20 protein-coding genes are annotated in these 20,880 nt (G+C 64.3%); 15 read left to right on the top strand and 5 right to left on the bottom strand.

What is annotated here, in order from left to right; translation table 11 throughout:
• Window positions 1–23: 23 nt before the first annotated feature.
• Entirely contained in the window at window positions 24–1,088 is a 1,065-nt protein-coding gene (locus CH293_RS08600; RefSeq protein ID WP_241483743.1) for a GGDEF domain-containing protein, read from the top strand.
• Window positions 1,089–1,125: 37 nt separating this feature from the next.
• Here CH293_RS08600 and CH293_RS28515 read toward each other — a convergent pair whose 3' ends face one another.
• Together CH293_RS28515 and CH293_RS08590 are read right to left on the bottom strand one after the other, a co-directional pair.
• On the bottom strand, window positions 1,126–1,722 hold the full coding sequence (locus CH293_RS28515; RefSeq protein WP_241483741.1) for a DUF4190 domain-containing protein: 597 nt from the start codon (window positions 1,720–1,722) through the stop codon (window positions 1,126–1,128).
• Window positions 1,723–1,784: 62 nt separating this feature from the next.
• Window positions 1,785–2,570 (bottom strand): pirin-like bicupin family protein, encoded by a 786-nt coding sequence (locus CH293_RS08590; protein WP_037109380.1) that lies wholly within the window; start codon window positions 2,568–2,570, stop codon window positions 1,785–1,787.
• A gap of 163 nt (window positions 2,571–2,733) precedes the next feature.
• Here CH293_RS08590 and CH293_RS08585 point away from each other — a divergent pair, with 163 nt between their 5' ends.
• Window positions 2,734–4,143, top strand: coding sequence for a hypothetical protein (locus CH293_RS08585; protein ID WP_094719964.1), 1,410 nt, complete (start codon window positions 2,734–2,736; stop codon window positions 4,141–4,143).
• Between the two features lie 6 nt (window positions 4,144–4,149).
• Here the strand turns inward: CH293_RS08585 and CH293_RS08580 are convergent, their stop codons facing one another.
• Window positions 4,150–5,124, bottom strand: a complete 975-nt coding sequence (locus tag CH293_RS08580; RefSeq protein ID WP_094719963.1) for a pirin family protein — start codon at window positions 5,122–5,124, stop codon at window positions 4,150–4,152.
• Window positions 5,125–5,247: 123 nt separating this feature from the next.
• On the opposite strand from CH293_RS08580, the gene CH293_RS08575 reads away from it, so the two are divergent.
• The 11 genes from CH293_RS08575 to CH293_RS08530 all read left to right on the top strand — a co-directional run bounded on the left by CH293_RS08575 (window position 5,248) and on the right by CH293_RS08530 (window position 17,093).
• Window positions 5,248–5,844 (top strand): MSMEG_1061 family FMN-dependent PPOX-type flavoprotein, encoded by a 597-nt coding sequence (locus CH293_RS08575; RefSeq protein WP_094719962.1) that lies wholly within the window; start codon window positions 5,248–5,250, stop codon window positions 5,842–5,844.
• Between the two features lie 10 nt (window positions 5,845–5,854).
• The gene (locus CH293_RS08570) at window positions 5,855–7,999 is read left to right on the top strand and encodes a xanthine dehydrogenase family protein molybdopterin-binding subunit (protein WP_094719961.1); all 2,145 of its coding nucleotides are present in this window, start codon (window positions 5,855–5,857) and stop codon (window positions 7,997–7,999) included.
• A gap of 62 nt (window positions 8,000–8,061) precedes the next feature.
• Window positions 8,062–8,520, top strand: coding sequence for a (2Fe-2S)-binding protein (locus CH293_RS08565; RefSeq protein WP_037109374.1), 459 nt, complete (start codon window positions 8,062–8,064; stop codon window positions 8,518–8,520).
• Window positions 8,521–8,622: 102 nt separating this feature from the next.
• Window positions 8,623–8,793, top strand: coding sequence for a hypothetical protein (locus CH293_RS28160; protein ID WP_170945190.1), 171 nt, complete (start codon window positions 8,623–8,625; stop codon window positions 8,791–8,793).
• Window positions 8,794–8,866: 73 nt separating this feature from the next.
• Window positions 8,867–9,319 carry a GtrA family protein gene (locus tag CH293_RS08560; protein WP_037109372.1) on the top strand — a complete coding sequence of 151 codons (453 nt, stop codon included), beginning with the start codon at window positions 8,867–8,869 and terminating at the stop codon, window positions 9,317–9,319.
• 44 nt (window positions 9,320–9,363) lie between these two features.
• A complete protein-coding gene (locus tag CH293_RS08555) occupies window positions 9,364–11,580 on the top strand; it encodes a DUF2254 domain-containing protein (protein WP_094719960.1) in 2,217 nt (738 codons plus the stop codon).
• Window positions 11,581–11,702: 122 nt separating this feature from the next.
• Window positions 11,703–12,761: a Dyp-type peroxidase gene (locus CH293_RS08550; RefSeq protein WP_094719959.1), complete on the top strand. Its 1,059-nt coding sequence runs from the start codon at window positions 11,703–11,705 to the stop codon at window positions 12,759–12,761.
• A complete protein-coding gene (locus tag CH293_RS08545; RefSeq protein WP_037109366.1) occupies window positions 12,758–13,567 on the top strand; it encodes a family 1 encapsulin nanocompartment shell protein in 810 nt (269 codons plus the stop codon). Before CH293_RS08550 ends, CH293_RS08545 begins: the two co-directional genes overlap by 4 nt.
• Before the next feature lie 146 nt (window positions 13,568–13,713).
• Window positions 13,714–14,676 carry an acyl-ACP desaturase gene (locus tag CH293_RS08540; protein ID WP_037109363.1) on the top strand — a complete coding sequence of 321 codons (963 nt, stop codon included), beginning with the start codon at window positions 13,714–13,716 and terminating at the stop codon, window positions 14,674–14,676.
• 48 nt (window positions 14,677–14,724) lie between these two features.
• Window positions 14,725–16,275 carry an acyl-CoA carboxylase subunit beta gene (locus CH293_RS08535; protein ID WP_170945209.1) on the top strand — a complete coding sequence of 517 codons (1,551 nt, stop codon included), beginning with the start codon at window positions 14,725–14,727 and terminating at the stop codon, window positions 16,273–16,275.
• Between the two features lie 113 nt (window positions 16,276–16,388).
• A complete protein-coding gene (locus tag CH293_RS08530; protein ID WP_094719958.1) occupies window positions 16,389–17,093 on the top strand; it encodes a M50 family metallopeptidase in 705 nt (234 codons plus the stop codon).
• Here CH293_RS08530 and CH293_RS08525 read toward each other — a convergent pair.
• Together CH293_RS08525 and CH293_RS08520 are read right to left on the bottom strand one after the other, a co-directional pair.
• On the bottom strand, window positions 17,038–18,489 hold the full coding sequence (locus tag CH293_RS08525) for an NAD(P)/FAD-dependent oxidoreductase (RefSeq protein WP_037109357.1): 1,452 nt from the start codon (window positions 18,487–18,489) through the stop codon (window positions 17,038–17,040). The genes CH293_RS08530 and CH293_RS08525 overlap by 56 nt on opposite strands.
• Before the next feature lie 168 nt (window positions 18,490–18,657).
• Window positions 18,658–19,026 (bottom strand): hypothetical protein, encoded by a 369-nt coding sequence (locus CH293_RS08520; protein ID WP_037109354.1) that lies wholly within the window; start codon window positions 19,024–19,026, stop codon window positions 18,658–18,660.
• A 91-nt stretch (window positions 19,027–19,117) separates the two neighbouring features.
• Between CH293_RS08520 and CH293_RS08515 the strand changes: the two genes are divergently transcribed.
• Both CH293_RS08515 and CH293_RS08510 read left to right on the top strand, forming a co-directional pair.
• Complete coding sequence (locus tag CH293_RS08515; RefSeq protein ID WP_094719957.1) at window positions 19,118–20,101, top strand: ATP-binding cassette domain-containing protein; 984 nt, start codon at window positions 19,118–19,120, stop codon at window positions 20,099–20,101.
• An 11-nt stretch (window positions 20,102–20,112) separates the two neighbouring features.
• Window positions 20,113–20,859: an ABC transporter permease gene (locus tag CH293_RS08510; RefSeq protein ID WP_094720094.1), complete on the top strand. Its 747-nt coding sequence runs from the start codon at window positions 20,113–20,115 to the stop codon at window positions 20,857–20,859.
• The last annotated feature ends 21 nt before the right edge of the window (window positions 20,860–20,880 follow it).

Here is a 20,880-nt window from a genome sequence, read left to right as displayed (position 1 = left end):
TCGGGCGCAAAGGAGACGTACGGGTGACGTTTCTGCGCAGATGGTGGCATCAGTCCTACAGCTACGGCTGGATGGTGCACTACTTCGACGGGCACGGTGCGCTCACGGCGTACCGGGTAGGCGTCGGGTTGAGCTGTTTCTGCTTCGGACTCGCCGCGATCACGACGTACCTCACTGCGGTTCCTCCCACCTCGACCGTGGCGAACGCTGTGATCATCGGCGGAACAGTCTCGTCGTTCGCGGCAGGGCTTCTCTGGATCCGCGGGCCGTGGCCGCCCGAGCGCCGGTCGCTGATGTTCGTGGTCTACGCCGACATCGGCACCACGGTCGCGTTGCTGTCCTACGGTTCGATTCAGATGTCGTTCCCCGGCTGTGCTTTGCTGGCCGCCACCGGTGTCTACGTGCAGATCTATCACAGCCCGCGGGTACTGTTGATGCACCTGGGTTGGTCGGCGTTCACCGTCGCGCTGATGTTCGTGCTGATCATGACGACCCCGCACTTCGATCACGGTCTGGCCGTATCTCAGCTGGTGGTGCTGCTGCCGGTGATGTTCGCCGCGCCGGTCTTTCTGCAGTCGGTGCTGCTGAGCCTCCGGCTCGACGCCGACGGCGCCAGAACCGACCCACTCACCGGTCTGCACAATCGGCGCGGGCTCGACGAGAAGGTCGCGCAGTTCCTCGACGATGCCCCCGACGTGTCCGTGATGGTCCTCGACGTCGACCGGTTCAAGTCGATCAACGACCGATTCGGCCACCAGGCCGGCGACGTGGCGTTGCAGCTCATCGCTCGGCGGTTGCGAGTCGACGACCTGCTGGTCGCACGCACCGGCGGCGAGGAATTCGCGGTCGTCGCCAAGGTGGGTCTGGATCAGGCCAGATCCATCGCCGAGTGGTTGCGCAATCGACTGCATTCACCGCAGGATGCATGTCCCCTGACGGTCAGCGTCGGCCTGGCGCATGTTCAGCCCACCGAATCCGAGCCGATTCGCACGGTCACGGGCCTGATGCGCCGCGCTGACGTCGCCATGTACGAGGCGAAGCACCGGGGCGGAAACCAGGTCGTGGAAGTCGGCTCCCTCCGCACGTGAGCACCCCGGCAGGGGTGCCGACGTACGGAGAGACTCGCTAGCGGTAGCGGTCCTCGATGTTCTGCTGGAACCTGTCGCTGCACTGGTCCTGTGCGGACTGGCTGTTGCCCGCGTCGTTCATGCAGTCGATGAAGTCCTGCCCACCGACGTTGTTGAACCAGCTGACACCGAAGGCGATCAGCGCCACGGACAGCGCTGCGGCGACGAAGCCCAGAATGATGGCGACCAGCGACACCGTCCCGTTGGTCGCGTCACCCTTCTTCACCCGCGATCTCGCCACGAATCCCAACGCCACCGCGAGCAGGCCGAGGACGATTCCGCCGACGACCGACCAGAACGTCAGCACACCGACGATCGCCGCGACGAGCGCCACCGTGCCCAGGGTGTTCTTCGGTGCCGACGGCGGGTACTGCCCGGGCTGCTGGTAGCCACCTGCCTGGTAGCCGCCTGCCTGGTAGCTACCCCCCTGGTAGCCACCCGACTGGTAGCCGCCGGGCTGATTTTCACCTGACGGGTAGTTGCCGGGCGGTGGTGGATATCCGCTCGCCGGTGGTGGGTAATTGCCGGGCGGTGGCGGGTAGTCACCGGGTGGCTGATCGCCGGGTGGCTGGTGTCCAGGTGGCGGATAGGTCATGTGGGGTCCCCCCGTTGTCGTTGCGTGCTTGGCGTTGCGTGCTTGTCGGTCGGGGCAGCGTGTCAGAAGCCGAGGCGAGAATGCATTTCCCAGACCAGGACTTCCGCGTGTTCGTACGATTGGATGCGCTGCCCACCGGAATCGCTCATGCGCACTGCGTCACCTTCGTACAGTTCCCCGACTCCCTCGACCTGCACGGTGCCCTGTGCGACGAAGACGTGGAGGAACGGGGCTTCGGGAAGCGTGATGGGCCGCTCGGGCTGCAGGCGTGCGACGTGCAGCGCTGCTGCCTTCTGATTGATTCTGATCGCGGCGTGGCCGTCGTGCTTCTTCATTCCGGATGCCACGGGTACCAACCCGCCGCGTAACAGTTCGTCGTCCACTTCGAGCTGCTCGTAACCGGGATCGAGACCGGGGGTGTCCGGAACAACCCACATCTGGACGAATCTGACCGGTTCCTGGTGCGTCTCACCGCTGATCCGCCAGGAATCGTTCTTCTCGGAGTGCATGATGCCGCGGCCTGCACTCATTCGTTGTGCGAGACCGGGATAGATGACGCCGGAGTGCCCGATCGAATCCTGGTGAACCAGTGACCCTTTTGTCACCCAGGTCACGATCTCCATGTCCTTGTGTGGGTGGCTGTCGAATCCTTGCCCGGGAGAAACGATGTCGTCGTTGTTGACGAGCAGGAGGCCGTGGTGGGTGTTGTCCGGGTCGTAGTGCTGGCCGAAGGAGAACGAATGTTTCGAGTCCAGCCATGCCACACGGGTTTTCAAGCGATCACCGGCGCGATGGATGTCGATGTGCGGGATCGAAGGTTGGTGCGGACTACGTCGTGGAGCGGACATGAGACCACTCTACGGAGCGCACTCGAACCTCGGAACTGCACTCGCATAACTTTCGCGCGACGAAAGGCGCTGATGTGTGAGCGAATGCGACGCCGGGTAAGGGCCGATAGGGTTCGGGACACATCGAACTTCGGGCATACCGAGCGAAGGCGGCACACTTTCCATGATCGAGTCGACGGGCGTGACCACGGTGGACCTCGAGGCGGCACTGCTCACCTGGATTCCGCAGCAGCGTTGGTTCGCCGCGAAGGGCACACCGGTGGTTTCCCTCGACATCGTCGAACGCGTACGCATCGGCGCCCGTCCCGACGTCACGGCCGAGCATCTGCTGGTGGACATCGGACTCGACGCACCACTCGCGCAGAATCCACAGGTGCAGCGGTATCAGGTTCCGTTGGGGTTTCGCAGCAGCGCCCCCGACGAGGTGGCTGCATGGCAACTTCCGCTTCCCGGTTACGACGTCGTCGTGTACGACGGGATGAGGGATCCGGCGATCATCTCGTTGTACGGTGACGCACTCGCGGAGTCGGCGTCGTTCGGGCGCATCGATTTCGAGACGCTTGCCGAGGATTCGGTGGATTCCGGGCTGGTCGGTCGAGTGCTGGGTGCAGAACAGTCCAATACGTCGGTTGTGCTCGGCGAAGAGCTGCTGCTCAAGCTTTTTCGTCGCATTTCACCGGGCGTGAACCCCGATATCGAGCTGCATCGAGCGCTGGCGGAAGCCGGCTGCGACAACGTCGCGCCGCTGCGTGGGTGGATTCAGACGGAGGAGGTCGGCGATCTCTCGATGCTGGGGATGGCGCAGGATTTCGTCGTCGACTCGGCCGAGGGGTGGACGGCGGCCCTCGCGTCCGTCACGGATCTGATCGCCGGGGGTGCAACCGACGCGTTCGCGGTCGAGTCGTTCGAACTGGGGAAGGCCGTCGCGCGCGTGCACGCGGATCTGGCGACGGAGCTGGGAACGTCGAGGCGTCCGGCGTCCGAGCTGGTGCAGGAGATCACCGAGCGGGTCGAGGCGGCGGCGCTGGTGGTGCCGGAGTTGGCCGAGTGCCTGCCCGCGGCCCGTGAACTGATCGCTCGCGCTCGCTCGGGCGAGACGACGGTGCACCGCATCCACGGCGACCTTCATCTCGGTCAGGTACTGCGGACACCGCTGACATGGCTGCTGATCGACTTCGAGGGGGAACCGTCCAAGTCACTGGAGGAGCGGCGCCGGCCGGACAGTCCGCTACGGGACGTCGCGGGGATGCTGCGGTCCTTCGACTACGCGGCACACCATCTGCTCGTGGACGGTGCTGGACCGGACGGTGCTGGACCGGACGGTGCTGGATCGGACGGTGCTGGGTTGGACGAGACGGTTGCGACGCGGTGGGTGGAGCAGAATTCCGCCGCGTTCTGCGAGGGATACGCCTCGGTGACCGGCGAGGATCCGCGTGCCACCGAGGCGCTGCTGGGCGCCTACGAGTTGGACAAAGCGGCCTACGAAGCGGTGTACGAAGCGCGTAACCGGCCCACGTGGCTGGACATCCCGATGCGCGCGGTACGGCGACTCGCGCCGCCCGCACGCACCTGACGATCGTTACTCGGTCGGTGCGCCCAGTCGCCCGGCCTGGTAGTCCTCGAAGGCTTGCACGACCTCGGACTTGGTGTTCATGACGAACGGGCCTGCCATTGCGACGGGCTCCCGGATCGGCTTGCCGCCGAGCACGAAGATCTCCATCGACTCTCCACGCGAATCGGCGGCAAGATCGATGACGTCGCCCCTACCGAACAGCGCGGTCTGGCCCATGCGGATCGGCCTGCCTGCCGATGCACTCCCAATGGATGCACTCCCGACGGATCCGCCCCCGCCGACGGTGCCCGAACCGGCCAACACGTAGGCCAGCGCGTTGAACTCCGGGTTCCACGGCAGGGACAGTGCTGCCCCCGGTGCCACCGTGATGTGCGTCAGTGCGATCGGGGTGTACGTCGATCCCGGTCCCTGATGCCCGGCCACTTCGCCGGCGATCACGCGGACCAGCGCACCGCCGTCACTGCTGGACAGTAGTGCGACTTTGTTGCCCGTGATGTCCTGGTACCGCGGCGTCGCCAGTTTGTTCGCCCGCGGAAGGTTCACCCACAACTGCACGCCGTGGAACAGTCCACCGGACATCACCAGGTGCTCCGGCGGAGCTTCGATGTGCAGTATGCCCGCACCGGCCGTCATCCACTGCGTGTCGCCGCCGCCGATGGTTCCACCGCCGCCGTGGGAATCCTTGTGTTCCATGATCCCGTCGATCATGTACGTCACCGTCTCGAAACCACGGTGCGGGTGCCACGGAGTTCCCTTCGGCTCACCGGGCGCGTAATTCACCTCGCCCATCTGGTCCATGTGAATGAACGGATCGAGCGAAGAAAGGTCGATACCCGCGAACGCCCGACGAACCGGGAACCCTTCACCCTCGAACCCTGTGGGGGCTGTGGTGACGGTCTTGACCGGCCGGGCCACCGCCGTGGCGTCGGGGAGGGGGATGCGGGGGAGAGCAAGGATGTTGTCGACCGTGACAGCGGGCATGGTGGGCTCCTCGACGATGCAGTCGGCTGGATTCCCGCCGGCTGGATTTAGTTGCTTAGTCAACTACTGCTGCCGAGTGTAACGGCCATGGCGCCGAACTATTCCCCCGCTACCCTGTACTGCATGTCGGCACTTCGAGACGCTGCGTTCGCAGCCACCATCGCGTCGGTTCCGGATCTCGAGGCCCTCGTCGGCGAGCCCTCGGAACTCGTGCGAACGAAGGTGGGCCACGTGGTCACCCCCGGTGTCCGAGCGTTCCTCGACGACGCCCGCTTCCTTCTGTTCGCGACGTCGGATGCCGACGGCAACTGCGACGTCAGTCCGCGGGGAGATGCGCGCGGCGCTCTGCTGCATCTCGACGACCGGACGTTCGTGATCGGGGATCGGCCGGGCAACCGCCGAGTCGACAACTTCCGCAACGTCCTCGCCAATCCGCACGTCGGAATGTTGTTCGTGGTGCCGGGCGCATCGCACACACTCCGGGTCAACGGCCGCGCGACGCTGACGGTTGCTCCCGAGATCCTCGACTTGCTCGAGGGTGAGGAGGCGCGGCCCAAGCTCGGTGTGGTCGTCGAGGTCGACGAGATATTCGCGCACTGCCCCAAGGCCTTCCAGCGTTCAGGGCTGTGGGACAGCGCACAGTGGGTCGACCCGGCCTCGCTTCCCAGCTCCCGCGACATGACTGCGGAACTCAAAGCGGCGACACGCGTTTCGGCGTGACGCTTCAGGCATGCGTGACGAGAAGGGGGAGTCGGTGTGGAGTAGGCGAGCGTTTCTGACGACTCTGCTCATCGCTCCGACGCTCACCGTTGCGGTGTCACCGTCCGCCTCGGCCCAGGATGCGACGGGTCTCGGTGACAGCATGGATCTGGGTGACGTCTTCATCGCGGCGGGCAAGCCGACGGAGCATCTGCTGGTCGTTCTGGACGTACGCGCAGACGGCACCGTCGGTCTCGTCATTCCTCGCGCCGAGGTGGGGCAGGGTCTGACGACGTCGCTGGCGATGCTCGTCGCCGACGAGCTCGACGTTCCCGTTTCGGCCGTGCGCGCGTCCCTTGCCGATGCGCGGCCCGAACTGCTGTTCGGCCAGATGACCGGCAGTTCCAACTCGATCCGCTCGATGTACTGGCCGGTGCGTCACGCGGCAGCAGGTGTGCGGGCACGTCTGATCGCGGCGGCCGCGGTGACGTGGACGGTGCTTCCCGACGCGATCTCGCTACGCGAGGGTGTTCTCACCGCTCGGGACGGTAGGTCGATGGGGATCGGGTCCGTTGCCGTGGCCGCCGCCGACCCGTTGCTGCGTGTCGTCTCCGGTCCGCCCAAGCAGCAGAAGAGTCTCGCCGGGACAGGCAGGCTCGACGCACGCGCCATGGTGACGGGTACACACGAGTACGCTCTCGACCTCGACGTGCCGGGCGCACTCCCGGTGGTCGTCAAGCGTCCCCCGACGATCGGTGCCCGCGTGGACGGGGTCGACGAAGCCGGCCTGCGAGGCCTTCCCGGTGTGGTCGACGTCGCCGTGATCCCGACGGGTGTTGCGATCATGGCCGAGACCTTCGGCCAGGCAATCGACGCCGCTGCGGCGGCGCAGGTCACGTGGACGGCAGGCACCGTCGACGACGAGAACGACGAGTCCATCCGAGCTCGGCTGCACGGGGCCGTCGAACCGTTCGACACGGCAGGTGATCTCGAAGCCCGTTTCGATTTCGCGTTCGTGTCGCACGCGCCGATGGAAACCAATTCTGCGGTAGCCGATGTGCGTTCGGATTCCGCCGAGGTCTGGGGCTCGATGCAGACGCCGATCATCGCGAAGCAGACCATCGCCCGCGCGCTCGGCCTGCCTGTGCCGAGTGTGACCGTGCACGTGGTTGCCGGGGGTGGATCGTTCGGTCGCAGACTGTTCTTCGACGCGCCGTTGGAGGCCGCTCGAATCTCGAAGGCCATGGGTAGACCGGTTCGGTTGATGTGGACGAGGGTCGACGACATGCGTCACGGCCGGGCCCGTGCCGCGTCCCACCACAGGTTCGCCGTCCGCACCGACGGCCGGACGGTGTCGTCGTTCGATCATCGAATCGCTTCTGTTGCAACGGACTTCTCGCACGGGTTCGGTGAGGCGTTGACTGCCGGAAGCGGGGGATCGGGACGGTCGGTGTACGCGCGAACCGTGGTCACCCCCTACCGATTCGGCGGTGTGCAGGAGTCCCTGCGTGAAGTGGACCTGCCGATGAACACCGGCAGTTGGCGGTCGGTGTTCTCCGCCACCAGTCGAGGCGCCGCGGAAATCGTCGTCGACCGTGTCGCGGCGCGACTCGGCATCGACCCCGTCGAGTTCCGTCGCGTACACCTCGAGGATCCACGCCACCGAGCGGTGCTCGACGCCGCCGCGTCCTCGAGCGGGTGGGGCGACCCGCTACCGGCAGGAGTGGCCCGCGGAGTCGGGTTCCATGCCGAGTACCGGTCGTGCGCGGCGGTCGTGGTCGAGATCGATGCCGTGGATCCGGAGCGGCCACGTGTCCGTCGCGCGGTGATCGCTGTCGACGTGGGTACGGTGATCAACCCGCTCGGGCTGAAGGCTCAGATGCTCGGTGGCCTCACCGACGCCATCTCGACGACACTGTCCGCGGGCCTGCACATCGATGCCGGGCTTCCGGTGGAGGGCAGTTTCTCGCAGTTCCATTACGCCAGGCAGCGAGACTCGCCACTCGACGTCGAGGTGGTCGTCGTCGACAGTGGGGGCGGGCCGGGCGGAGCTGGCGAATTGGGCGTGCCTCCCGCCGTCGGGGCCGTCGCGAATGCCTACGAGAAGGCGACGGGGAGGGAGATCACGTCGTTTCCCCTACGCTTCGCCGTCGACTTCGAACCGTTCCCCCGATGACAACCGCTGCCACGGAAGGTGCACGCGTATGAAGGACTTTCACTCATGACGGACTCTCGCTCATGACGGATTTCGTGGTGAACGGTCGACCGGTGTCCGTCGATGCCCCGGGCGATCTTGCGTTGCTGTGGGCGCTGCGGGACAAGCTGGGCATCAGGGGGCCGAAGTACGGGTGCGGCATCGGGGTGTGCCACGCCTGCACGAGTCACCTCGACGGCGAAGAGATCCTGCCGTGTGTCACTCCGCTGTCCGAGGCCGAGGGCCGCGAGGTCACGACCATCGAGGGTCTGGCCGACGGCGACCGCCTGCATCCGGTTCAGCAGGCATGGCTGGACGAGGACGTGGCCCAGTGCGGCTACTGCCAGCCGGGGCAGATCATGGCCGCTGTCGCGTTGCTCCGTCGTACTCCCGAGCCGACCGACGAGGACATCGACCGCATCGAGAACGTGTGCCGGTGCGGCACGTACTTCCGGATTCGACGGGCCATCGCGCGGGCCGCCGAGCTGGGTGGCGGAGCGTGAGAGCGCCGCGGGGCGTCGGCCGCACATGTCCGATTCGGGGTGGATTCGACCCGCACTTCGGCTGCCCAGTACGGTAAGGGGCGACACGGGAGGTAGGCAGTTATGGAAAGTATCGGCGCGTTCATCGGAATCGTCGTGGTCGTTCTGACGATCGTCTTGGTTGTTTTCGGGTGCGCGATGCTGTTCCTGGCGTCCGTGAAGCCTGATCTGTTCAACTTCGATCTCACGCGTGGCAAGCGCGCCAAGGCGGAGAAGAACGCTCGATCCAAGTAATCAGGCCCTGTCTTTCAGTGACATAGGCCATAGTCGGGGACCGAATGTCACAGGTCTGCGGTTGTATGGATTCATGAGTAGCAGGGTCGACGCGCGAACCCGGGTCGATACCTGCGGTCCGCGACTCAAGGCCAGGTTCCTGGGCGAGTCGGCGACCGCGCAGTTCGTCAGATTCGTCTTCGTCGGCGCCTCCAGCAATATTCTGTACGCCGCGCTGTTCGTCGGCCTTGCGTCGTTCGGATCGTTCGTCGCCAACATCGTCGGAATAGCATCCAGCACCGTCTTGGCCAACGAGCTACATCGGCGCCACACCTTCCATGCCGCGGAACGTGTCGGCTGGTTCCAGACTCAGTGGGAAGCAGGCGGCCTCGCCCTCGTCGGACTGGCACTCGGTACTGCCGCGCTCGCCGCGGTCCACGTCCTCTTCCCCGGCTCGTCCGCACTGGTTCAGATAATCGCGGTCATCGCCGTGAGCGCAGCCACCGGCGCACTCCGCTTTCTCGCCCTCCGCGGGTGGGTTTTCTAGCTCTCACCACGTAGTTCACCTGCCCGGTTATAGGCTGGCTGGCCATGAGCGGCTGGTTCACCGAGACGATCGTCGACAACGGGCGATTACCGCTGTTCTTCCTGCTCGTGTCGTTTCTGCTTGCCTTTCTGTTCATCCGATTCAGCGTTCGCATGATCCGTGCCGAGGTCTCCTGGTGGCCGGGCAACGTCACCCCGGGTGGGATGCACATCCACCACGTGATGTTCGGACTGATCATGGTGCTGATCTCGGGGTTCTCGCTGGTCGCGATCGCGAACTATCACACCCCGGTCGCCAATTGCATCCTCGCGAGCGTCTTCGGCGTCGGTAGCGCGTTGATGCTCGACGAGTTCGCACTGATCCTGCATCTGCGGGATGTGTACTGGGCGGAGGAAGGTCGAGCGTCGATCGACGCAGTTTTCGTTGCGATCGCCATCACCGGCCTGTACTTGCTGGGGGTGCACCCGATCGGTTTCGCCGGCGACTTCGACGCCTACCAGCAGGATCGTTCGTTGGTCACGCTCGCTCTCGTGCTCGGCGGACTTGCGTTCCAGTTGGCGCTCGCCGCCGTCACGCTGCTCAAGGGCAAACTGTGGACGGGTCTCGTCGGCTTGTTCTTCGTGCCGTTGTTGATCGTCGGTGCGTCGAGGCTCGGGAGGCCGGGTTCTCCCTGGGCCAGGTGGCGGTACGCCGACAAGCCGAGCAAACAAGCCAGGGCGTGGTCGCGTGAGAAGCGATTCCGTGAGCCGATGATCCACGCGAAGATCGTTGTGCAGGAGGCGCTGTCCGGTCGCTTCGGAGTCCCGGTGAACATCGCCCCGGTGCAGGAATTCCCTGTCGCGGACCCGCTGCAGGCGTCCAAACCCTCACTGCCGAACCGGGTGTTGTCGACGATCCGATGGCGCAGTACCCGCCGACGCCTGCGTCGCCCTCCGGTGTGGCGACTTCCGACGCTGTTGGTGCTGTTCTTCTTGATTCTTGCCATCGTTCTCGTCGTCGTCGACGCGGAGCTCGCAGGCAGCGACGGGACCGTCACGGTCGAGTCGAGTCTCGACATCGGTGCCACGGCAACACTGCTGGCAGTGATCGCGGGCGGGATGATCACCCTCACCGGTCTGGTGTTCACGGCCATCACCCTGGCGATGCAGTTCGGCGCGTCGCAGATCTCGGTCCGCGTGGTTCCGATGCTTGCGCAGGAAGCCATCATGCGATGGTCCATCGGAATGTTCCTGTCCACCTTCGTGTTCGCCATCGTCATCGCCTCGGATATCGCGCTGTCCGGTCAGTCGTCGTCGCCGGTACTGTCGACGTCGATCGCGATTCTGCTGTCGTTCGTCAGCGCGTTCCTGTTCATCGGACTCGTGTCCCGGGTCGGGATGATCCTGAACTCGTCCCGGTTGCTTCGCTGGCTCGCGGCGCAGGGCAGAACCTCGATCGTCCGAATGTATCCGGCAGTCAAGGAATCCGCCCCGACGGCCATGGCGGACAGTGCAGTGGTGGCCGATCCGGACGACCGAACGTCCTTGCCCGAGTCGACCTCGACGGTGAGGTTGACGCAACTCTCACCGGACGGACGAGTGCTGCTGGCGGTGAATCTGGCAGGCATACAACGCATGGCATCATCCTGGGGTGTGACCGTGCAACTGATGCCGACCATCGGCGAATTCGTGGCACAGGATGCCGTTCTGTTCCGCGTCGAAGGACCGCAACTACGGGTTCGGCCGCACAAGCTGATGGCGGCCCTCGTCTTCGGTGACACGCACAGCCCGACGGTCAGCCCTGCTGCCGCCCTGCAGGCCATCGTCGACATCGCGTTGAAAGCCCTGTCCCCGGCCATCAACGACCCGGGACGTGCAGTGCAGGCAATGGATCACCTGGAGGACCTGCTGATGACACTCGCGCCGCGAGTGCATGCAGAAGCCGAGGATTCCGCGCTCACCCGCGTCCGAGGAACGCGTCGGACATGGGGTGATTACGTCACGGTCGCCACCGACGAGATCCGACACTTCAGCCGCGGCTCGACCCAGGTGCAGCGTCGACTCCGGTCGTTGTTCGAAACCCTGAGGGCCGCATGCCCGCCGGATCAACACCCGCCGCTGCTCGCGCGGCTGAGTGCGCTCGACGCTCAGGTGGCGCGGGAGTGGTCGGGCAGTCTCGACGTCGGCCTCGCCAGCGTGGCCGATCCCCAGGGGTTGGGTTCGGAGATGGGGGCGATGGGTCGAATCCTCCCACTCAGGCTGGGAGTGGAGCCTGCGGAATGACCCGGGGGCGGCTGGGAGTGGAGCCTGCGGAATGACGGATGGGGCTGGGAGTGGAGCCTGCGGAATGACGGATGGCAGTAGTCGGTGGGGGTAGCAGGTAGATCGGGGTCGGGGAATCGGCAATGACGCGGTGTGAGGGTTGTGCAAAACTTGCTCCCGTGACTTCGCAACCGGTGCTTTCTCCGCTGACTTCGGCGGCGATTTTTCTTGTGGTCACCATCGACGACGGTGGCGAGGATGCGGTTCGGGATGTGCTGTCCGGGATTCAGGGTCTGCAGCGGTCGGTCGGCTTCCGGGTTCCCGAGGGGAAGCTGACGTGTGTGGTCGGGATCGGCTCCGACGCATGGGATCGGTTGTACGGCAGCCCGCGGCCTGCGGAACTGCATCCGTTCGTGCCGTTGGCCGGTGCGACGCACAGTGCACCGTCGACGCCGGGAGATGTGTTGTTCCACTTGCGCGCTCAGCAGATGGATCTGGTGTTCGAGATGGCTACGCAGATCATGGGTGCGCTGGGTGAGTCGGTGACGGTGGTCGACGAGGTGCAGGGGTTCAAGTTCTTCGAGATGCGCGATCTGATGGGCTTCGTCGACGGCACGGAGAACCCGACGGGTGACGACGCGGCGGTGGCGGTCACCGTCGGTGATGAAGATCCGGGGTTCGCCGGTGGCAGTTACGTGATCGTGCAGAAGTATCTGCACGACATGGCGTCGTGGAATTCGTTGACGACCGAGGATCAGGAGAAGGTCATCGGGCGAACGAAGTTGACCGACATCGAGATGGACGACGATGTGAAGCCGTCGAATTCGCACACGGCGCTCAATGTCATCGAGGACGAGAACGGTGTGCAGCTCCAGATTCTGCGCAACAACATGCCGTTCGGTAGCCCGGGGGCGAAGGAATTCGGGACCTATTTCATCGGGTATTCGGCGTCGCCTGCCGTGACCGAGGAAATGCTCCGCAACATGTTCCTCGGTAAGCCGGAGGGCAACCACGACCGGATCCTCGACTTCTCGACGGCTGTCACGGGCACGTCGTTCTACGTTCCCACTGTGGATTTCCTGGAGGATCCACCGGAAGTACCCACCGTGCAGGATGCACAGTCATCGCCTGGGGTGTCGGACGGTTCGCTGGGAATCGGAAGTCTGAAACATCTGTCCAACAAGGGAGTGTCGGTCCAATGAGTAATTTGCATCGTGAACTTGCTCCGATCTCGTCGGCGGCGTGGGCCGAGATCGAAGAAGAGGCGACGCGGACGTTCAAGCGCAACGTCGCAGGCCGTCGCGTCGTCGATGTGAAAGGTCCGGCCGGGTTGACACTTGCGGCCGTCGGCACAGGTCATCAGCGGCCTATCGAGCCGATCGCCGACGGAGTCGTCGCACACGCGAGGGTGGCGCAACCGGTGGTGGAACTGCGCGTTCCGTTCACGGTGAGCAGGCAGGCGATCGACGACGTCGAACGGGGAGCGAGCGACAGCGACTGGCAGCCGGTGAAGGATGCGGCCACCCAGATTGCTTTCGCCGAGGACCGTGCGGTGTTCGAAGGCTATGCGGCAGCGGGCATCACGGGTCTACGAGACAGTGCGTCCAATCCGGAGTTGAAGCTTCCGTCGGATCCGCGGGACTACCCGGAGACCATCAGCCAGGCCATCACGGCGTTGCGTTTGGCGGGCGTCAACGGGCCGTACTCGTTGCTGCTGAGCGCCGAAGCGTTCACCGCCATCAACGAGACGTCGGATCACGGCTATCCGATCCGCGAGCACCTGCGCCGGTTGCTGGACGGAGAAATCATCTGGGCACCGGCGATCGACGGTGCGTTCCTGTTGACCACTCGTGGTGGTGACTACGAGTTGCACATCGGGCAGGACCTGTCGATCGGCTACTCGTCGCACGATGCGTCGAGCGTGGAACTGTACTTCCAGGAGACGCTGACGTTCCTGGCGTACACGAGCGAAGCCGTCGTTCCTCTGGTTGCCGCGCCCACAGTGTGACCGAATGGTCTGACCGAACGGTGTGAGCCTGCCCAAAGTCCTCGCGGGCAGGGTTGCTACATCTAACAGAATTTCCGGCACCTTGCATTTCGACCGGTCGAGCACACCTACGCTCTCGTAGGTATTCGATTCGAGGAGGCATGTCCATGGTCAGGGAACTGACACAGCTGGAGCTGCTGCAGGAGCTGGTTCCGGTTGCGGAAGACAACGTGAACCGGCATCTGTCGATGGCGAAGGAGTGGCATCCCCACGACTACGTGCCGTGGGACGAGGGCCGCAATTTCGCCGAGTTGGGCGGCGTCGACTACGACCCGGAGCAGAGCAGGCTGTCGGACGTGGCACAGGCCGCGATGGTCACCAACTTGCTCACCGAGGACAATCTGCCGTCGTACCACCGCGAGATCGCCGAGAACTTCTCGCAGGACGGCGCCTGGGGTACCTGGGTGGGCCGGTGGACCGCCGAGGAAAACCGTCACGGCATCGTGATGCGCGATTACCTGGTGGTCAGCCGCGGGGTCGATCCTGTGGCGCTCGAAGAGGCTCGCATGATTCACATGACCAACGGGTTCGCGTCTCCCGCCGGTTCGCACACGGGGTTGCTGCATTCGGTGTCCTACGTGACGTTCCAGGAGCTCGCGACGCGTGTGTCGCACCGCAACACCGGCAAGGTGTGCGACGACCCGATCGCCGACCGCATGCTTCAGCGCATCGCGGCCGACGAGAACCTGCACATGATCTTCTACCGCAACATCTGTGGTGCCGCGATGGACATCGCACCGGACCAGACTCTGAACGCGGTGTCGGACATCGTGACGAACTTCCAGATGCCGGGTGCAGGTATGCCGAACTTCCGGCGTAACGGTGTGTTGATGGCCAAGCACGGTATCTACGACCTGCGTCAGCACCTCGAAGAGGTCGTGTGGCCGGTGCTACGTAAGTGGCGTGTGTTCGAGCGAGAGGACTTCACGGGCGCCGGCGAGAACAAGCGCGAGGAGCTCGCAGCCTTTCTCGAGGACCTCGAGAAGCAGGCAACGAAGTTCGAGGAGATGCGCGACCGTTCACTGGCTCGTGATGCGGCCAAGGCGGAGAAGGCACAGAAGGCGTCCTGAGTTCCTACATGCTCGCACCGGGGTCCGCATCGAACAACGGAGTTCGTTCTGAACGCGACAGCTGAAAAACTGGCGACTCTCGCCGAGAAACTCGAACACGCGCGTAACCCTGGTAGTGAGCGGGCGATCGCCAAGAGAAGTGCCGCGGGGCTGCCGGGTCCGCGGGACCGCATCGATGCGTTGCTCGATCCCGGTAGCTTCGTCGAGTACGGTGCCTTGATGCGGGCTCCCGGTAGCCCGAAGAATCCGTACGGCGACGGCGTCGTCACCGGGCGCGGCACCGTCGGGGGCAGGCCTGTCGTCGTGTATTCGCACGACAACACGGTGTTCGGTGGGTCGCTCGGAGAGATGTTCGGGCGCAAGGTCGTTGCGATGATGGAACTGGCCGCCAAGACGGCGTGTCCGATCATCGGTATCAACGATTCCGGCGGTGCACGGGTGCAGGATGCCGTGACGTCGCTGGCCTTCTATTCGGAGATCGGGCGTCGCCAACGGCTGCTGTCCGGATTGGCGCCGCAGATCTCCATCATGCTCGGCAAGTGTGCAGGCGGTGCGGCGTATTCACCTGCGTGCACCGACTTCATCGTCGCAGTGCAGGATCAGGCGTACATGTTCGTCACCGGACCCGACGTGCTCAAAGCGGTGACCGGGGAGAACATTTCAGCCGAGGATCTCGGCGGCGCGACGAAGCAGGCGAGCTACGGCACCGTGCATCACGTCGCCGATTCCGAGCCCGATGCATTCGCGTGGGTGAAGACGCTCCTCGGTTACCTGCCGAGCAACTGCCACGAGATCGCACCCGTCGTGAACCCAGGTCTGGAACCGACTGTGACGGAATCGGATCTGAGCCTCGATTCCTTCCTTCCCGACTCGGACAACACCGCGTACGACATGCACGACGTCATGACGAAGGTCTTCGACGACGGGGAGTTCCTCGAGGTCGGCGCGCTGTACGCACCGAACGTCATCACTGCCTTCACCCGCGTCGACGGCAGAACCGTCGGCGTCGTCGCGAACCAGCCGACCTATCTCAGTGGTGCTCTGGACATCGCCAGTTCGGAGAAGGCTGCACGCTTCATCTACATCTGCGACGCCTTCGCCATCCCCATCGTGTTCCTCGTCGACATTCCCGGCTATCTGCCGGGGTTGGAGCAGGAACGCGCCGGTGTGATCTACCGTGGCGCGAAACTGCTCGCGGCGGTGATCGAATCGACCGTCCCGAAAGTAACCGTCGTCATCCGCAAGGCGTACGGGGGTGGTTATGCAGTAATGGGTTCCAAGAACCTCGGCGCGGATCTCAATTTCGCGTGGCCGACGGCCCGCATCGCCGTGATGGGCGCCGAGGGTGCTGTCGGGCTGCTGAAGCGTCGGGAAATCGAGGCAGCGGGCGAGAACGGTCCGCAGGTGCGTCAGGACTTCATCGACTTCTACAACGAATACGTCGCGACGCCGTACACGGCAGCCGAACGTGGGTACATCGATGCCGTCATCGAACCGTCGCAGACTCGGCTGGAAATCCGTCGAGCATTGACCTTGTTGGCCGACAAGACACCCGAGCCTCTCCCTCCGCGGCGTCGATCGTTGCTGCGCCCTGTCTGAGCACGGTTCTGAAGGTCGTGGTCCGAAGCGAGACTCGATCGACGGCGTCCTGAAGCGGACCGGCGCCGGCTGCAGCACTGCAAGCGCACGAGTGCACTCGCATAGGGTGTGGTGTGCAGCAATTCTGGGACCGCGTTTCCGCGGTGAGTCCTGATCCGCCTGTCTGGATCGTCCAAGTAGCAGCTCTGGTGGCTCTGGCGATCGTGTCGATTCCGCAGACGTGGAGGGTTGCCCGCAATGTCGTGACCATCGCCCACGAGGGCGCTCACCTGTTCGTGGCGCTGATCACCGGCAGGCAACTGGTGGGACTGCGACTGCACTCCGATACGTCGGGGGTCGCTATTTCGAAGGGCAAGCCGACGGGCCTCGGGGTCATCGCGATGACGTTCGCCGGCTATGTCGGACCGTCGCTGCTCGGCCTCGGGGCTGCATTCGTACTGGGGACGCAGCACGCGTCGGCGGTGCTGTGGATCGGGATCGTCTCGATCGCACTGATGCTGCTGATGATTCGCAACGTCTACGGATTGGTGTCGTTGGTCGTGGTCGGTGCGGCGCTGTTCGCGGTGTCTTGGTGGGGAACCGGTGAGCAGCAGGTGGCCGCCGCGTACTTCATCACGTTCTTCTTGCTGATCGCCGGACCACGGCCCGTCCTCGAACTGCAACGTTCACGCAGTCGAGGACGGGCACGCGATTCCGACGCCGATCAGTTGGCTCGTCTGACGTTCCTACCTGGAATCGTCTGGGTGGGCCTGTTCCTGCTGGTTACGTCCGGCTGTCTTGTAGTGGGCGCGTGGAGGATTCTGGCTCCGGTGCAGTGACGGGGGCGTCGCCTCCTGGAGTTTCCGGTGCGGTGAAGTAGAACATGGCACGTCTGGCGTCGACCTGCTGTTCGGTCATCGCCAGCTGACCTCGTCCGCGGGAGAAGAACGCGGTCAGCCAGGAGATGACTGTGGTCAGGCGGCTGCGGAAGCCGACGATGTAGAGCAGGTGCACCAGCAGCCACATGACCCAGGCGATGAAGCCGGTGATCTTGATGGGGCCGACCTGCGCGACGGCGGAGAAGCGGGACACCGTCGCCATCGAGCCCTTGTCGAAATACTTGAAGTCCTTGCGCTCGGGTACCTGCTTGCCCGCGCGCACTGCTTCGACGCCGTCTTCGATGACACGTGCTGCGTATCGGCCACCCTGGATCGCGACCTGCGCGACACCGGGGAGCTTGTCCAGTGCCATCATGTCGCCGACGACGAACACTTCGGGGTGGCCGGGGAGGGTGAGGTCCTTGTTCACCATGACGCGGCCTGCGCGGTCGATCTCGGCTCCGGACTGCTCGGCGAGGGTCTTGCCGAGGGGGCTCGCGGCGACACCTGCAGACCAGACCTTGGTTCGCGAGGCGATGCGTCGGACACTTCCGTCACTGTCCTTGACGGTCAAGCCGTTGGCGTCGAGGTCGGTGACCATCGCGCCGAGTTGGATGTCGACGCCCATTTTCGTGAGTCGTTTCGCGGCCGCCTGGCCAAGGGAGTCGGCGAACGGGGGCAGGACCTTGGGTGCGGCGTCGAGCAGGATGACCTTCGCTGATCGGGAGTCGATGTGCCGGAAGGTGCCGTCGAGGGTCTTGTTCGCGAGTTCGGCGATCTGGCCTGCCATTTCGACGCCGGTAGGTCCGGCACCGACGACGACGAAGGTCAGCAGCTTCTCGATCTCGGCCGGGTCCGTGGCGAGTTCGGCCTGGTCGAAGGCTCCGAGGATGCGGCCGCGGAGTTCGAGGGCGTCGTCGATGGTTTTCATGCCCGGTGCGTATTCGGCGAAGTGGTCGTTGCCGAAGTAGGACTGGCCCGCGCCTGCGGCGACGATGATGCTGTCGTAGCTGGTTTCGGTGATGCGCTCGAGGAACTGGGAGGTGACGACTCGGTTCTCGAGGTCGATGGCATTGACCTCGCCGAGGATCACCGAGGCGTTGTGCTGGTCCTTGAGGATCATTCGGGTGGAGGGCGCGATCTCTCCTTCGGAGAGGATGCCGGTGGCCACCTGGTACAGCAGTGGCTGGAAGAGGTGGTGTGTGGTCTTGGCGATCAAGGTGACGTCGACGTTGGCCTTGCGCAGTTGTTTCGCTGCGAAGAGACCCCCGAACCCGGAGCCGATGATGACGACGTGATGCCGGTGCACCCGCTGGGCGAGTGCAGGAGTCAGGTCAGGCGTGGTGGATGCGGACATTGGTTGTGTCCTTCTTCGGTTCGGGACGGTCGGGTGCGAGGCCGTCATGTGTGCTGTGTCACTATGGTGATTGAACAGTACACCAAACCATGTACGAATGTTAAGACAAAATTTGCAGCAGCTCATCGAGTGGATCGACTCCACTCGACGAGGGTGCGACAGGTTTGCTCAGTCCTTGTGCGGTGTTCGTTCCCCGGTGTCGGGATCGATGTCGAGCACCACATCCGGAGAATCGGGATGGTAGAGGACGGGCCGAGCTGCCGTGGCACGCTTCGCCCCGGCGCGTAGCAGCAGAACTCCGGAGGCCACCAGAACGATCGTCGCGATGCCGGCGATCCATACCCACCCTTCGAACCCGCCTGCGAGGGCGGTGATGAACAGTGCTGCCGCAACTATTCCTGACATCACGAGGATGATTCCGGTGCGGTTCTCTGCGGTCTTGATCCAACGCGGACCGGGCGCGGTCTTGTTCTTGGCCATGACAAGTAGTCCCTTCAGGTTGCCTGAGCCCGAGATACCCGCTGGGAGAGCATTCACACAAATGCTCCTCGACTGCGGACCGTAACCGTCCGCAAGGGGTCCTAGCGTCTCCTCCGTCAGGATCCGCACGGGCAGAAGAGGGGCTCACATGATCGAAACGACAGGATTGACGAAGAGTTTCAACAGGGGGAAATCGACAGTCGAGGCTGTTCGGGGCATCGACCTGTCCGTGGCCGAAGGCGAGCTGGTTGCGTTGCTCGGCCCGAACGGCGCGGGCAAATCGACCACACTCCGGATGCTCACCACACTGTTGCCGCCTACCTCGGGCTCGGCTCGAATCGCGGGCCACAGTATCGAGACCGACCGTGATGCGGTGAGGCGCAGTCTCGGGTACGTCGGACAGGGCAACGGGGGTGGCCACAACCAGCGCGTGCGCGACGAGCTGATCACCCAGGGACTCTGCTACGGAATGCCCAAGCAGCAGGCTGCTTCTCGTGCGGATGAACTGTTGTCCGCACTGGACCTGACGGATCTCGAGAAGAGGACCGTCGGCACGCTCTCGGGAGGCCAGCGTCGTCGCCTCGACATCGCGATCGGGCTGGTGCACCGGCCGCCGCTGCTGTTCCTGGACGAGCCGTCGACTGGAATGGACCCGCAGAGCCGGGCCAACTTGTGGGACCACATCCTTCGGCTGAGGAAGGAGATGGGGACCACCATCGTGTTGACGACGCACTATCTCGACGAGGCGGATTCCATGGCGGAACGGGTCGTCGTCATCGACAAGGGCACGATCATCGCCGATGACACTGCCGACGCGCTGAAAGCCGAGTTGGCAGGTGACCTGGTGACGCTCAGTCTGTCGGCGTCTTCCTCGTCCGGTGCGGCGGAGGCATTGACGGCGGAGGCATTGGCAGCGGTGGTGCAGGGCGTCGACGGGGTTCGCGACATCACGACGTCGGGGCACCGGCTGAACATACGGGTCGCACGCGGGGATCGTGCTCTGCCGGAGCTGTTGCGTCGCAGTGAGTCACGCGGCTTCTCCATCGAGGCCGCAGACCTGTCTCGTCCGACTCTCGACGACGTGTTCCTCGGCCTGACCGGCCGCAGTCTTCGTGAAAACGCAACGGTGTGAAGGAGATCGGCATGAACGTAGTCACAGGCAGTGTGTTGGTCATGAACCGTGAACTGCGCCCGATGGTTCGGGACCCGTTCACGTTAGTTTTCAGTCTTACTCAACCCTTGATCCTGCTCGCCTTGTTCGGTCCGCTTCTGGGTGGCATTCCCGGCCTCGGCGACGGCAACGTGTGGGACTGGTTCGTGCCGGGGGTGCTCGCGATGATCGCGATCTTCGGTACATCGATGACCGGGTCCAATCTGCTCATGGAGCTCCGCGAGGGATCGCACGAGCGCATGCTCGTCACTCCGTTGCCCAGATCCGCTCTGCTCATCGGACGGGCGGTGAAGGAGATGGTGCCGCTCGCAGCCCAGTCGGTGTTGATCGTGCTCGTGGCGTTGCCCCTCGGACTGTCGGTCGATCCGTTCGGCGCAGTCGTCGGAATTCTCCTTCTCGGAGTGTTCGGCATCGGTCTGGGCGCGCTGTCGTACTCGTTGGCGCTCACGGTTCAGGCGCAGGACTGGGTTTTCTGGGCAGTGCAGCAGACGCTCATGTTCCCGCTGCTGATCTTGTCCGGCACGATGCTGCCGTTGGACGATGCTCCGGGATGGATGCAGGTTCTCGTCGACGTCAACCCTCTCGGTTACGTCGTCAGCGCCGAACGGGCCTTGTTCGCGGGAGATTTCGCGTCCGTTGAGGTGCTGCACGGTGCGGTGGCGGCCGTGAGTGTTGCCGTCGTCGGACTCGGGGTCGGAATCAGAGCGATGCGGCGTTGACGATCGTCGGTGCGATGTTTT

Source organism: Rhodococcus sp. 14-2470-1b, from assembly GCF_002259415.1.
Lineage (GTDB): Bacteria > Actinomycetota > Actinomycetes > Mycobacteriales > Mycobacteriaceae > Rhodococcoides.
This window is presented reverse-complemented; position numbering and strand designations above follow the sequence as displayed.